Origin of the sequence: Brochothrix campestris, from assembly GCF_046058945.1 — a bacterium.
Classification (GTDB): domain Bacteria; phylum Bacillota; class Bacilli; order Lactobacillales; family Listeriaceae; genus Brochothrix; species Brochothrix campestris.
The window spans coordinates 630,101-643,702 of record NZ_CP175511.1 but is presented as its reverse complement, the minus strand read 5'-3'; the positions used below and the strand labels follow the sequence as shown (position 1 = coordinate 643,702).

14 protein-coding genes and 1 other annotated feature are annotated in these 13,602 nt (G+C 38.8%); of the genes, 2 read left to right on the top strand and 12 right to left on the bottom strand.

What is annotated here, in order from left to right; all coding sequences use genetic code 11:
- Window positions 1–25: 25 nt before the first annotated feature.
- Window positions 26–433, bottom strand: coding sequence for a transcriptional regulator SpxA (gene spxA, locus ACJYYY_RS03320; RefSeq protein ID WP_035314855.1), 408 nt, complete (start codon window positions 431–433; stop codon window positions 26–28).
- 182 nt (window positions 434–615) lie between these two features.
- Window positions 616–843, top strand: a binding site (T-box leader).
- 64 nt (window positions 844–907) lie between these two features.
- Between spxA and trpS the strand changes: the two genes are divergently transcribed.
- A complete protein-coding gene (gene trpS / locus ACJYYY_RS03315; protein ID WP_408869104.1) occupies window positions 908–1,894 on the top strand; it encodes a tryptophan--tRNA ligase in 987 nt (328 codons plus the stop codon).
- Window positions 1,895–1,939: 45 nt separating this feature from the next.
- Here the strand turns inward: trpS and ACJYYY_RS03310 are convergent, their stop codons facing one another.
- From ACJYYY_RS03310 to ACJYYY_RS03280, 7 genes are all read right to left on the bottom strand, one after another.
- Window positions 1,940–2,410, bottom strand: a complete 471-nt coding sequence (locus tag ACJYYY_RS03310; RefSeq protein WP_035314854.1) for a glutathione peroxidase — start codon at window positions 2,408–2,410, stop codon at window positions 1,940–1,942.
- Window positions 2,411–2,527: 117 nt separating this feature from the next.
- Window positions 2,528–2,722: an FUSC family protein gene (locus ACJYYY_RS03305; protein WP_035314853.1), complete on the bottom strand. Its 195-nt coding sequence runs from the start codon at window positions 2,720–2,722 to the stop codon at window positions 2,528–2,530.
- A 50-nt stretch (window positions 2,723–2,772) separates the two neighbouring features.
- Window positions 2,773–4,224 (bottom strand): ABC transporter ATP-binding protein, encoded by a 1,452-nt coding sequence (locus ACJYYY_RS03300; protein ID WP_035314852.1) that lies wholly within the window; start codon window positions 4,222–4,224, stop codon window positions 2,773–2,775.
- Entirely contained in the window at window positions 4,225–4,890 is a 666-nt protein-coding gene (locus ACJYYY_RS03295; RefSeq protein WP_035314851.1) for an energy-coupling factor transporter transmembrane protein EcfT, read from the bottom strand.
- 14 nt (window positions 4,891–4,904) lie between these two features.
- On the bottom strand, window positions 4,905–5,498 hold the full coding sequence (locus ACJYYY_RS03290) for an MptD family putative ECF transporter S component (protein ID WP_035314850.1): 594 nt from the start codon (window positions 5,496–5,498) through the stop codon (window positions 4,905–4,907).
- A 238-nt stretch (window positions 5,499–5,736) separates the two neighbouring features.
- The gene (gene fabF / locus ACJYYY_RS03285; RefSeq protein WP_408869103.1) at window positions 5,737–6,975 is read right to left on the bottom strand and encodes a beta-ketoacyl-ACP synthase II; all 1,239 of its coding nucleotides are present in this window, start codon (window positions 6,973–6,975) and stop codon (window positions 5,737–5,739) included.
- A gap of 136 nt (window positions 6,976–7,111) precedes the next feature.
- A complete protein-coding gene (locus tag ACJYYY_RS03280; protein WP_035314849.1) occupies window positions 7,112–8,050 on the bottom strand; it encodes a beta-ketoacyl-ACP synthase III in 939 nt (312 codons plus the stop codon).
- A gap of 158 nt (window positions 8,051–8,208) precedes the next feature.
- Between ACJYYY_RS03280 and ACJYYY_RS03275 the strand changes: the two genes are divergently transcribed.
- The gene (locus ACJYYY_RS03275; RefSeq protein WP_408869102.1) at window positions 8,209–8,448 is read left to right on the top strand and encodes a YjzD family protein; all 240 of its coding nucleotides are present in this window, start codon (window positions 8,209–8,211) and stop codon (window positions 8,446–8,448) included.
- Between the two features lie 41 nt (window positions 8,449–8,489).
- Here the strand turns inward: ACJYYY_RS03275 and gpmA are convergent, their stop codons facing one another.
- The 4 genes from gpmA to ACJYYY_RS03255 form a co-directional block, all read right to left on the bottom strand.
- On the bottom strand, window positions 8,490–9,176 hold the full coding sequence (gpmA, locus tag ACJYYY_RS03270; RefSeq protein WP_035314847.1) for a 2,3-diphosphoglycerate-dependent phosphoglycerate mutase: 687 nt from the start codon (window positions 9,174–9,176) through the stop codon (window positions 8,490–8,492).
- A gap of 14 nt (window positions 9,177–9,190) precedes the next feature.
- Window positions 9,191–11,782, bottom strand: coding sequence for an ATP-dependent chaperone ClpB (gene clpB / locus ACJYYY_RS03265; protein ID WP_408869230.1), 2,592 nt, complete (start codon window positions 11,780–11,782; stop codon window positions 9,191–9,193).
- A gap of 253 nt (window positions 11,783–12,035) precedes the next feature.
- On the bottom strand, window positions 12,036–12,545 hold the full coding sequence (locus tag ACJYYY_RS03260; protein WP_035314846.1) for a QueT transporter family protein: 510 nt from the start codon (window positions 12,543–12,545) through the stop codon (window positions 12,036–12,038).
- A 244-nt stretch (window positions 12,546–12,789) separates the two neighbouring features.
- Window positions 12,790–13,476 carry a hypothetical protein gene (locus tag ACJYYY_RS03255; protein ID WP_051456963.1) on the bottom strand — a complete coding sequence of 229 codons (687 nt, stop codon included), beginning with the start codon at window positions 13,474–13,476 and terminating at the stop codon, window positions 12,790–12,792.
- Between the last annotated feature and the right edge of the window lie 126 nt (window positions 13,477–13,602).

Genomic DNA, 13,602 nt, shown 5'->3' with positions numbered 1-13,602 from the left:
TTTGTTTGCTTCAATCTTTGTTTCGTTACGCTTGTAATGCGTTTGCTAAACGTTGTGCCTCACGTAATTTAAACGTACGAACACCGCGCGGTAAAAAGCGACGAATCTCATCTTCATTGTATCCAACTTGGATACGTTTTTCGTCAATGATAATTGGACGACGTAACAAACCTGGATGGGCTTGAATTAATTCACATAACTCATGTAGTGATAAGCTTTCTAAATCTAAATTTAATTTATGGAAAGTTTTTGAGCGGGTCGAAATAATTTCATCGGTACCGTTCTCTGTTAGACTTAAGATTCGTTTTATTTCATCTAATGACATGTTCTCATTAAAGTAATTGCGTTCAGAATAAGCAATATGATGTTCTTCTAACCAATGTTTTGCTTTTCGGCATGATGTGCAGCTTGGGGATGTGTATAATGTAACCATTTTCCATCCACTCCTTTATTATCGATTTATTTCTCTATAGTTTTATTATAAAGACTTAAAAATATAAACAGATGAAAAAAACAGGCTCTTAACTAAGAATTTAATGAGAATTTATTGTTTTTTCAAAGGGAGTTAGTTGACAGAATGTTTTTGACGTTATATATTTAGAAAGAAATTAAATATTTTATGCGATGATAAAGAGGAGTAAACATAAACATTACTTTAAAGAGAGTCTGTGGCGCTGAAAACAGGCAAATCATTATGTTGAATGGACTTTTGAGCACCTTAGATGAAATTAGTAGTTTAAGGCGTCTAATCAGCGATATTTGATGCCTTCACTGGCACGAGTGGTTATCTTTTTGATGACACTTAGGGTGGTACCGCGGATACAACACATTTTCGTCCCTTTTATTTAATAGGAGATAGATGTGTTTTTTATTTTGTCTATTTCACTAAAATTCGGAGGTTATTCTTATGACAGTTATCTTTTCAGGAGTGCAACCAAGTGGTGACGCACCAACTTTAGGCAATTACTTAGGCGCTTTTAAACAATTTGCGGCCTTTCAAGCAGAAAACGACTGCATCTATTGTGTCGTTGATCAACATGCGATTACCGTTAAACAAGATCCAAAATTACTAAAGGAACGGGTTCGCCGGTTAGCGGCGATTTATTTGGCCGTCGGCATTGATCCAGATAAATCAATCCTATTCATCCAATCCGAGGTTCCAGCCCATGCACAAGCAGCATGGATGTTACAATGTATTGTTAGTGTCGGTGAGCTAGAACGAATGACACAGTATAAAGATAAATCAGATGGGAAAGCACGTGTCAATGCCGCCCTCTTAACTTATCCACCATTAATGGTTGCCGATATTTTACTCTATAACACAAACGTTGTACCTGTCGGTGATGATCAAAAACAACACATTGAATTAACACGTGATTTAGCTGAACGTTTTAATAAACAATATAAAAATGTCTTAACTGTACCAGAAATTTCAACGCCGAAACAGGGTGCACGCATCATGTCCTTACAAGAACCAACTCGTAAAATGAGTAAATCGGATGAAAATAAAAAAGCTACGATTTTCTTAACCGATACACCTGCCCAAATTACAAAAAAAATTAAGAGTGCGATGACAGACTCATCAGGTATCATCTCTTATGACAAAGAAAATAAACCTGGCGTCGCTAACCTCTTAACTATTTACGCTGCAATTACTGGCGAAAAAATCGCGGATATTGTCGCTAAATACGACGGCAAAGGCTACGGTGCTTTTAAAACCGATTTAGCTGAAATTGTTGTTAATGAACTTGCACCTGTTCAAGAACGCTATGAACAATTGCTTAATTCAAGCGAACTCGATGACATTTTAGATGCCGGTGCTGCCAAAGCAAATAAAATTGCGAGCAAAACCTTAGCTAAAATGGAAAAAGCAATGGGACTTGGTCGTCGCTAGGAAAAAGGCTGCTAAATCAAATGATTTAGCAGCCTCTTTTTGACTTTAACTGTTTAATTGTGCAATAATCTCATCTTCAAAGGTTTCTGGTTTAACCCTTCCATCGTAACGTTCAACGACATCGCCTTTGCGGTTAATTAGAAATTTAGTGAAATTCCACGGGATTTTTTTACCGCCTGTTTCTGCCACTAAATACTGATATAATGGATCAGCATCTTTACCATTAACTTTAATTTTTTGATGCATCGTAAACGTTACACCATAATTAAGCTGGCAAAAATCATTAATCGCCTCATTGTCTTTGAGCTCTTGTCCTAAAAATTGACCACAAGGAAAACCTAATACAACTAATCCTTCTTCTTTATATCTTTGTGATAACGATTCAAGCGTTGTGAGTTGATTAACTAAGCCACATTTACTCGCTGTATTAACAATCAAAACAACTTTGCCTTTATATGTTTCAAGCGAAACTTCCTCACCGTTCATCTGTGTTACCTGATAATCATAGATTGTCATTTGAATCCCTCGCTTTCTACTTGTAGCATAACTTATTCCCCTAAAAAAAGAGGATTTACTGATTATAAAACAAGAGCCCCACTCTCCCGCTAGAGTGAGGCTCTTACTAAATCATTTTTAACGATACTGATATTTTTTTAACTTGATAACATAATTACCAATTACAAAAATAACAGCTAATATAAAGAGACTCGTCACGACTATAAGTAAATTAAACGGTTGTGAGCGTACATAATACAGTAAAAGTCCTAAAACACACCCTGCACAACTACATAAAAGAATGGTAATGGCTTGTTTTGTTGTCTGCTCCATATCAATTCCTCCTTAAAGGTGATATAGAACAATACCCGTTTTTCGTAAAATTACATGTATTTTTTTATATTTTGGTTAACTTCTGTTCTCTTATCACTGATGATTTTCCCTGCCTCGATGCGTATAACACGCGTACAGCAAGAGGCAATAAAAGCCTCATCATGAGTGACGACAAAAACACATCTCTGCTTGAATAAATCTGACCGTAACTGTGTGGCAACTTTTGCCATGTGATAGCCGTCTAATCCACTTGTAGGCTCATCTAAAATAAGACAAGCTCGTTTACGTATCAGACCGATTGCCAATGCTAGCCGTTGTTTTTCTCCACCAGATAATGTCATTGGATGTCGTTCTTTTAAGTGCGCAAGTCCCATTTGTTCTAACAAGCATTCTGCCTCTTTCATGATTTGAGGTTGCTTTTCATTGCCCAGAAGCAATTCAGCCATGACTGTTTCGGCAAACAATTGATAATCCGTATCTTGCGCTACGAACCAACTATTAGCTAAGCGTTGGCGTGAGCTCATTTTTTTACCATTGATGACAATACTACCTTTTTGAGGTTTGATAAACCCTGCTAACGCACGGGCTAAGGTTGTTTTCCCCGCACCATTATTACCAACAATCGCAATTACTTCACCGGGATAAGCCACTAAGTCATTAACATTCAAGATGAATGCTGCTTTTTTTAGACGATAATTCACCTTGTTCACTGCCACAATCGGCGTTTCTTCGAGTCGTTCAGGAGCTGCTGCATTGACAACGAGTGGTGTAAACACACGTAATCCACGGGCTTCACCGGTTGTTTTCAAATACTCTTCAACCTCTGCCTGCAATATATCAGCGACAATTCCACCCGCTTCGAGCACTATCAGACGATCAATCACATCTAGCAAGTAATGTAGCCGATGCTCACTGACAATCACCGTCGCGCCTTGTTTTTTTAGTTTAGCAATAAAACGTTTTAAATACCCTGCCATTTCTTCATCTAAATTTGATGAGGGTTCATCGAATAAATAAACGTTAGGTGCCATCATTCTAACAGAGGCTAAGGCCACGCGTTGCTTTTCACCACTCGACAATTCATAGAGGCTCTTTGACAGCAAGTGTCTGATTTGAACTTCTTCACTGACTTTAATGAGACGTTCATTAATTTCTGTCGCAGGTAAGGCATGGTTCTCAGCGCCAAAGACAACCTCATCTTTGACATGAAGGCCAAAGAATTGACTGCGTGGATCTTGCAAAACAGAACCTACACTATGCGGTAGTTTCCATAATGGTTGTTCTTTTGTATTGTGCTGATCAATCAGTACATCACCTTGAAACTGCCCCTCATAATAATGAGGTATTAAACTATTCAGCAAGCGTGTGAAGGTTGTTTTCCCTGACCCACTTTTACCTGTTATAACAACAACTTGACCTGTTGGAATCATTAACGTCATGTTTTTTATGCTTGGAATCGTACTATCCTTATATGTATATGACACGTTTTTAAGTTCAATCATCTACAAACCTACTTCCAGTGAAACACCAATAATAACCGCTCCGATAGAAAACAGATAGTCATACCAACGGAAGGTTAACGCTGTAGCATTCGTTCGTTTATTTGTGAGTTCAATTCCTCTTAAGGTGGCTGATATCGCTAATTCCTCGCTGATTTTGATGCTTCGAAATAAAAACGGCACCATTAAATACTCCCATTTCGTCCAAAAAGGACGACCGACCAACCGTTGCTTAACATACTGACGAATCGTTGTAAATTCATTGAGCAACGTGGGCGTATAACGTAAGCAGACGACAACTGGCAAGCTGACGCGTCGTGAAAAACGGATGCGTTCAAATAATTGTAATAAATCGGCTGGAGACGTTTGTTTTAATAACGGTAATGCCGCCATGTAAATCGGCATCAACCGTAATGCAAAGTATGGAAAAATCAAAAAGACAGAGATACTCTCAGGCAGATCACTTTTTTCACCCCACGCATTAATACAATAGAGCAAGCCAAAAATAACAGCCAAATAAACAACGGTTTTGCCAAATCCTTGTATTAACAAATACAACAATAAAAACACGCTGAATATGATTATTGGTAAGAGCTCATTTGCAACAAATGACATAATAATTGCCATGGCTAACATGATGATACGAGTAAGTGGATGAATTTTAAGCAATGTTATCTCGCCCCTTAGTTTCGACTGACTGATTTGAAGTGTTTATTCACCATTTTAATACTAATAAAAGCGGCGATCAGTGTAAATGCTACTGTAATGGCTCCTACTAATAATTGACCGTTAAAACTGAGGTATAAATCAACCATTTCATTGGCATAGGGTTTAGTCGATCGGAGTTCAGACACATATTTCGCTCTAAAGAATGTAAAAGGAATCATCATCGAAATATTAACAGCCACATAATGCAAGGCTTGTGAGAATACGATGATTTTATTATTTGTATAGCCATTCGTTACTTTCATGATAACTTCACTTATCAAAGCTGAAACAATGATAAACGGCACCATATACCACATGCCCATAAAGATTAAAAAGACACTTAAGACAAGGTTAAACACGAGTACGACACCTGGTTTAGCGACACGTCGACATAACACTAAAAAGGGTAGCATCGTAAGCAGCGACATCGTTGCTGTTTCAACATACACACGAATTGGCGTTACGAGTGTTAAACCGAACCCGACAACCCCCATTAAAATATAGATAATACCTGTAAAAATTCCGATTGTGACAAGATCACGAATCGTTAACTTATTTGATTGTTCCATCGTTATCCTCTTTTCTATTTCGAGTTGATACATACTTATTTCATTTTAATTGATAATCATTATCAAAGTCAAATTAAATACTATACAAAAAGCATATTCATGATGAATATGCTTCAGGTTGTAGACAAAGTCCAAATAGACTTCATTTTATTTCGAATTCTATTACAGTGACTTTGTTTACGAGCTGATAAGATTAGCTAGACATGCTGTTCTATCTTCTAACAGGTTGATTTCACTTTTAATCCTCAAACTGTTTGAAGATTAGGCAGGCATTGTGTCCACCAAAACCGAATGAGTTTGATAAGACCGTCTTAACTTCCGCTTCACGTTTCACGTTCGGAACATAATCAAGATCACATTTTTCATCCACTTCTTCAAGATGGATAGTTGGTGCAATTTGATTATCACGGATAGTTTGAACAGCAAAGACTGCTTCAATCCCACCAGAGGCACCCAATGTATGGCCCGTCATCGATTTGGTCGATGAAATTGCTAATGATTTAGCAGCATCACCAAAGACTGATTTAATCGCCATTGTTTCATATTCATCGTTATACGGCGTACTTGTACCGTGAGCGTTAATATAATCAACCGCTTCTGGTTGCAAGTCAGCATCTACCAACGCTTTTTTCATTGCTCGCGCAGCGCCTTCGCCATCAGGTGCAGGTGCTGTCATGTGATAAGCATCACCAGTTGAACCATAGCCAACGATTTCAGCATAAATGTTAGCCCCACGCGCTTTCGCATGTTCTAACTCTTCGATGTATAAAATCCCCGCACCTTCACCAATAACAAAACCGTCACGGTTTTTATCAAACGGACGACAAGCCGAATCGATGTCAGGATTTAATGACAAAGCTTTATTCGATGTGAAACCAGCCATCGACATTTTAGTGATTGGCGCTTCTGCACCACCAGTAATCATTGCGACTGCATCACCACGTTGTACAACACGGAAGGCATCACCAATTGAATTGGTACCCGTTGCACATGCTGTAACAGTTGTTGAGTTAACACCTTTAGCACCTAATTGAATCGATACTTGACCAGTTGCCATATCAGGAATCATCATTGGTACGAAGAAAGGACTTACGCGACTCGGTCCACGTTTAATCAATTTTTCAAATTCTTTTTCGTATGTTTCCATACCACCAATCCCTGAACCAATCCAAACACCGATATCTTCAGCGTTTGTTTCATCGATTGTAACGTTTGCATCCGCAACCGCCATCTTAGCTGCTGCGACAGCAAACTGTGTGAAGCGATCCATGTGGCGTGCTGCTTTACGGTCGATAAATTCTGAGGCATCAAAGTCTTTCACTTCTGCGCCCAATTTAACCGCGTAGTCAGTTGTGTCCATTCGTGTTAAAAGAGCCACACCATTCTTACCTGCTAACGCGTTTTGCCATGATTCTTCGGCTGTATTTCCTAGCGGTGTAATCGAGCCTACACCAGTAATTACTACTCGTTTGGTCATCGTATCTTTCTCTCCTTTTAAAGTCATCTAACTGATAACCTTTTAAATAATAAATTAAATAAGTGCCTATATTAATTGTCTTGATACTATTATATCGTATTTTCTTCATTTGTGAATTTTTTTGCGGTGATTACACCTATTTCCCCCAACGAAGGAGAACAGCACCCCAAGTTAAACCACCACCAAAACCAACGAGGACAATGTTATCGCCATCATGAACGCGGCCTGCTTTCACTGCATCACATAAAGCGACTGGAATGGAGGCTGATGAGGTGTTACCGTATTTGTGAATTGTTTTCACCATTTTTTCGTCTGGCAAGTTTAGACGTTCTCGTGCAGCATTCATAATACGAATGTTTGCTTGATGTGGAATTAATAAATCCAGTTCTTCTTTAGCAATCCCTGCTTTTTCAAGGACGGCTTCAGCTGATTTTCCCATTTGGCGGACAGCAAATTTAAAAACTTCACTACCGTTCATACTAATGAAATGACGGTCATCTTCAAATAAGAAGCCCGCACCGGCACCATCAGAACCTAATTCAAAACTTAAAATACCTTTATCGTCGCTAACTGGACCAAGAACAGCTGCTCCAGCACCATCACCAAAAAGAACAGCAGTTGAACGATCTTCCCAGTTGGTTGCTTTTGATAATTTATCTGCACCAATCACAAGCACATTTTTATATGTCCCTGCTTCGATAAAATGTTTCGCTGTTACGACACCGAACATAAATCCTGAACAAGCCGCTTCTAAATCCATGCCGGGAATTTTTTTCTTACCAATGGCATGTTGCACATAGTTTGAAATTGACGGGTGGCGTTGTGTTTGCGTCACTGTCGCTGTAATAATAAAATCAATATCTTCCGGTTGTAAGCCTGAGTCAGCAATCGCTTCTTTAGCTGCTGCAATTGCCATATCAACTGTATCTATATCGTCAGGTGCGATGCATCGTGCTTCGATACCTGTCCGTGTGCGAATCCATTCATCATTGGTATCCATTACTTTTTCTAAATCAAAATTAGTGACACTATTATCGGGAATATAGCTCCCTACTCCTAGAATACCTGCGTTCATTATAAACACTCCTTCGTTTCTTCGTTATGACCTGGTACTAATTTTAAAACATTATTCCTTTTTTTGCAACCTTCGATGCTCATAACGTCATTAATAGACGTTATCACCTGTGTTATTTTGTCACAACTGTCATTATTTTATTGATTCATCTTTTATTATTGCTCATCTATGATAAACTAGAAGAAACACAAGAAATGAAAGTTGGAGGTGTCAGTATGCGTTATGTTGTATCAGCATTATGGATTTTCATCCTAAGTGCAATGACTAACTATGTTGTTAGTTCAATGGCAAGTGCTACCTTTAATATGGGAGCAACGCTCTTAATGGGAACAATTGTTACGTTAGCAGTTTGGTTCTTACCATTAATGTTAAAAAGCCACGAAGAATTATCTAACTAATAAACAAAAAGCGGAAATCGTAAAGACGATTTCCGCTTTTTTTATGTCAAATAATATTTATTTGTGACAGTCAAATCAGCTGCCAACTCATATACGAGTGGTGTTCCTGTCGGTAATTCAACTGCCATAATGTCATCATCCGAGATGTTTTCTAAGTATTTGATGAGCGCACGTAAACTATTGCCATGTGCTGCAACAATCACGTTTTCACCTTGTAATAAGGCGGGAGCAATCGCATCCGTCCAATATGGCAATACTCGTTCGAGTGTTACTTTTAAATTTTCACCACTTGGAAGCATCCGTTGGTCAATTGCTTGATAACGACGGTCTTGGCTTGGATGATTCGGATCTGTTTGCAGCATTAAAGGTGGTAATACATCGTAGCTTCGGCGCCATTGCAAGACTTTATCTGCACCGTATTTAACGGCCGTTTCTTCTTTATTAAGGCCTTGTAATGCACCGTAATGCCGTTCATTAAGACGCCAACTTTTAGTCACTGGCAACCAGTCTTGATTGCTTTCAGCGAGGACATCGTTTAACGTATGCACCGCTCTTTTTAAGACCGACGTAAACGCATGATCAAAGGTGATATTGGCCTCCTTAATTAAAGTACCTGCCTGCTTCGCCTCTGCTACCCCTTGCTCTGATAGCTCGACATCGTGCCAACCCGTAAACAGATTACGTTTATTCCACTCGCTTTGGCCATGACGGATTAATACTAGTTTCATACGCTCAGCTCCTCTTAGTCAATTGCTTTCGTGATGCTTAATTGCCCATCTTCTACTGTTACGATGGCAGTATCGCCTTCGCTAATGTCACCCGCGATAATTTTACGAGCCAACGGTGTTTCAATATGACGAATCATATATCTGTTTAGTGGTCTTGCACCATAGGCTGGATCATAAGCTTCTTCTCCGATTAAGCGGGCTGCTTCAGCTGTAATTTGCAATGTGATTTGTTGTTCTTGCAAACGGTGTTCGAGGTTCTGAGCTAATTTTAAGACAATCCCTGAAATATTATCAAGTGATAACGGTTTAAACAAGACAATATCATCCACGCGGTTTAAGAATTCTGGTTTAAAATGACCGCGTAAGGCATTCATCACGCTTGTTTCTGCTTCTGGTGTAATCGCTTGGTCTTTTGTACCTTCTAGTAAGTATTGTGAGCCAATATTTGAAGTCATAATAATGACGGTGTTTTTAAAATCAACCATCCGTCCTTGTGAATCCGTAATACGCCCATCATCCAACACTTGTAATAAGATATTGAATACATCGGGATGTGCTTTTTCAATTTCATCCAATAAAACAATCGTGTATGGGTTTCGGCGTACCGCTTCTGTTAATTGACCGCCTTCTTCGTAACCCACGTAACCTGGAGGCGCACCGACTAAACGTGACACTGAGTATTTTTCCATGTATTCGCTCATATCAATCCGAACCATGTGGTCTTCACTGTCAAACAACTGATCGGCTAACGCTTTCGCTAGTTCTGTTTTACCTACACCAGTTGGTCCTAAGAAAATGAATGACCCAATTGGTCGACGTGGATTTTTAATGCCTGCACGTGCCCGTAAAACGGCATCTGATACTAATTCAACTGCCTCATCTTGGCCAATCACTCGTTCATGAAGGGCGTCATCAAGATGGAGTAATTTAGTTCGTTCGCCTTCGACTAGCCGTGTCACTGGTACACCCGTCCAGCGTGAAACAACGTCCGCAATTTCTTCTTGCGTGACCGCTTCTTGTACAAGACGATCGTCACCCGTTTTGTTGCTCGCAGCTGTTTCAAGCTCTGCTAATTCGGCTTCTGCTGCTGGAATTTGCCCGTGACGTAATTCAGCTGCCTTACTCAAATCATAGTTTGTTTCAGCTTCTTCGAGTTGATGACGTAATTCATCAATATGGCTACGCATATCACGAACGGTCGCAATTTCATCTTTCTCTGCTTTCCATTTTGCTTCCATTTGTTGTTTGTTTTCTTTCAATTCACTTAATTCTTCACGTAAGGTGACAAGACGGGACGCACTGACCTCATCTTTTTCTTGTTCTAAGGCCGCTTCTTCGATTTCTAATTGCATCACACGACGGGTTATTTCGTCGAGTTCATTCGGCATTGAATCGATTTCAACACGAATCGTTGCACAGGCTTCATCGACTAAGTCGATGGCTTTATCTGGTAAAAAACGATCGGTGATGTAGCGGTCTGCTAAACTTGCTGCCGATACGAGGGCATTATCATGAATATTAACACCATGATGAATTTCAAACCGTTCTTTTAAACCTCGTAAAATCGAAATAGTATCTTCGACTGATGGTTCAGGCACTAATACTTTTTGGAAACGGCGTTCGAGTGCCGCGTCTTTTTCAATGTACTGGCGGTATTCGTCTAAGGTTGTTGCCCCGATACAGTGTAATTCACCACGAGCCAACATCGGTTTTAGCATGTTGCCTGCATCCATTGCGCCATCGGTTTTACCTGCTCCGACGATGGTATGGATTTCATCAATGAACAGTAAAATCTTCCCTTCACTTTTTTGGACCTCAGCTAAGACAGCTTTTAACCGTTCCTCAAATTCACCGCGGTATTTTGCTCCGGCAATTAAAGAGCCAATATCCAATGAAAAAATCGTTTTATCTTTTAGGTTTTCAGGAACATCTTTGCGGACGATTCTGGCAGCTAAGCCTTCAACGATTGCTGTTTTACCCACACCAGGTTCACCGATTAATACTGGGTTATTTTTTGTTTTTCGACTTAAAATGCGAATTACATTTCTTATTTCAGTATCACGGCCAATCACGGGTTCAATTTTCCCTTCGCGCACAGCTTCAACTAAATCAATCCCATATTTACTTACCGCTTCATAGGTTTGTTCTGCGTTTTGATCTGTCACGTGTTTTCCTCCTCTGACGGTTGCAATTACAGTTTCTAATTCAGCCGTATTTAATTGTAGGTATTGCGTAAGTGCATTCTTTTTTTGTGTTTGCAAGGCGAGTAAGAAATGCTCGGTTGCGATAAAGCTATCTTCCATTTTTAGTCGTTGTTGATCGGCATCAGCAATCAATTCATATAAATCACCAGCTAATTGCTGGCCATAGCTGACGCTACTACCTGTTACAACGGGTTGTTGGTCTAATTTCTCGTTTAAGTACTGCTCTAATTTGTTAAAATCGACGTTTAGCTCTGAGTAAATACGCTTCACAAGGTCATTTGATGTGATAAAGACCAGCCATAAATGCCAAATTGTAATCGTTTGATGCTTACGTGTGACTGCAATTTGCTGAGCTTCACCTATATCCATTTGAAGTTGATTTGTCATTTTATTCGGTTCCAACATCATCACCTCTTCCTTTGTATACACCCATTGTAGGTCAATAAAGGTCAAAAATCAATTAAAAACACTTGTCTTTTCACAACAAAAAAAGCCTATCAGAGAGGAAAACTCTGATAGGCTTCTAACAGGTTGATTTTACTTTTGTTCTTCCAGTTCCATCAACCAGAAGCTTTCAACTTTCAGAAAAATGATTGCGACGGTAAATAATCGCTCGCATTCTCCTTCCAAGTTGTTTGCTTCTAACAGGTTGATTTTACTTTTGTTCTTCGATGGCAGTGGTTAAATTAACACGCTTATTAAGAAGGTGGATAACTAACATCCCAATGGCCATAACTGCCATTTCTCCCAATGCCATGTAAAACCAAGCGAGTCCAAAGGCAAGGTTTGCACTACCAAGGACGCCAATTATTTTTAATTCGTAAGCAACAAAGCACATCGTCACCCCAAACACAGCGGTGTTGATTGCCATTAATAAAATTTTATTTTTAATGAATTTACCGATAAAAATAACAAGGGCTAATGAAACAACTGATTGCCCCACCCCAAAGACTAAATCAAGCACACCGTTAGCTGAAAATAAATTTGCAACGATTACCCCGATGATAATGGCAGGAAAATATTTTTTATTATAGACAACTAAATGATTCATCATTTCTGATAAACGAAACTGTGCCCACCCATAGGCAAATGGTCCACTTAACAATGTCAAGATGACATAGAGCGCCGCTAAGACACCACTCGTTGCCAACATTTTAACTTTCATTCTTATTCCTCCTAGTTTTTGTATCGCAGGATGGTATTAATAAACTGCGTGTAGCTTTGCTACAAGGCTAATGTTTTAGCCAAACTCTATTGTATATGTAAATCACCTTAAACTCAAGCATATAAAAAGCGAGTTCCTCTCTATTGAAGGAACTCGCTTAACTCATTGTCAACTCTGACTGTTCTCTCTAGGTTGAAGTAATCATGTTGTTTCAATTTGTTTATCATTGTTTAAGCAAATCTGCTTAGTTAGCGTATTTACTTTCAACTTGTGCTGCATAATCTTTTAATGATTGAACCTCATCTTGTGCTTTTTTTAATTTCAGTTTTGTATCATCATTTTCTGTTTGTGAAGCTGTTAATTGTGCTTGTAAGTTGATTTTATCTTGGTTTAATTGCGCAATTGTTTGATTTAAAGTGTTAATTTGTTCTTTAGCTGTGTCTAAAGCTGCTTTTGCGTTATCAATCTCTTTTTGTTTATTACCAATGATTACTTGCTTCGCATCAACTTCTGCTTGTTTTACAGCAACTTTAGCATTGCCTTCATCGATTTTTTGTTGAATTTCACTTTCTTTTTGTTTAATTGTAGCATCTTTTTGTGTTATTTCGACTTGTTTACTAGCAATGTCTGCTTTTAATTGTGAAATTTGATTGTTTAATTCGGTCACACTGTTTTGGACTTTGTTTAATTCGGCAGTCGCTTTATCAAGTTCTGCTTTAGACGTTGACGCTGCTGCTTTAAGTGTGTTAATTTCGGTTACTTTTGCACCTAGTTTTGAATCCAATGCTTCAATTGTCGAATGAATTGATGTTACTTCGCTTTCTTTCCCCCAACGAAGGACATTATCTGCATCACCGATTGCTGCTCCACCAAAAAGTAACCCTACGACTACGATTGCTCCTACAGCAATCTTCATAACTTTGTTCTTCATTTTTCTTTTCCCCTTTTCCCTAAAATCCATGATAAGTTTTACTTTATCTAAGATATCATTATTCTATAGAAAATAATACACTTTACATGTAAAATGAGTATTTATCCTTATACAAGTAGATAATCA

Excerpts from the sequence above, each read along its gene's own strand:
- ACJYYY_RS03260 (WP_035314846.1), bottom strand. The coding sequence starts at position 12,545 with ATGAAAGTTAAAATGTTGGCAACGAGTGGTGTCTTAGCGGCGCTCTAT.
- ACJYYY_RS03280 (WP_035314849.1), bottom strand. The coding sequence starts at position 8,050 with ATGAACGCAGGTATTCTAGGAGTAGGGAGCTATATTCCCGATAATAGT.
- ACJYYY_RS03310 (WP_035314854.1), bottom strand. The coding sequence starts at position 2,410 with ATGACAATCTATGATTATCAGGTAACACAGATGAACGGTGAGGAAGTT.
- ACJYYY_RS03255 (WP_051456963.1), bottom strand. The coding sequence starts at position 13,476 with ATGAAGAACAAAGTTATGAAGATTGCTGTAGGAGCAATCGTAGTCGTA.
- spxA (WP_035314855.1), bottom strand. The coding sequence starts at position 433 with ATGGTTACATTATACACATCCCCAAGCTGCACATCATGCCGAAAAGCA.
- trpS (WP_408869104.1), top strand. The coding sequence starts at position 908 with ATGACAGTTATCTTTTCAGGAGTGCAACCAAGTGGTGACGCACCAACT.
- fabF (WP_408869103.1), bottom strand. The coding sequence starts at position 6,975 with ATGACCAAACGAGTAGTAATTACTGGTGTAGGCTCGATTACACCGCTA.
- gpmA (WP_035314847.1), bottom strand. The coding sequence starts at position 9,176 with ATGAAACTAGTATTAATCCGTCATGGCCAAAGCGAGTGGAATAAACGT.
- ACJYYY_RS03300 (WP_035314852.1), bottom strand. The coding sequence starts at position 4,224 with ATGATTGAACTTAAAAACGTGTCATATACATATAAGGATAGTACGATT.
- ACJYYY_RS03290 (WP_035314850.1), bottom strand. The coding sequence starts at position 5,498 with ATGGAACAATCAAATAAGTTAACGATTCGTGATCTTGTCACAATCGGA.
- ACJYYY_RS03305 (WP_035314853.1), bottom strand. The coding sequence starts at position 2,722 with ATGGAGCAGACAACAAAACAAGCCATTACCATTCTTTTATGTAGTTGT.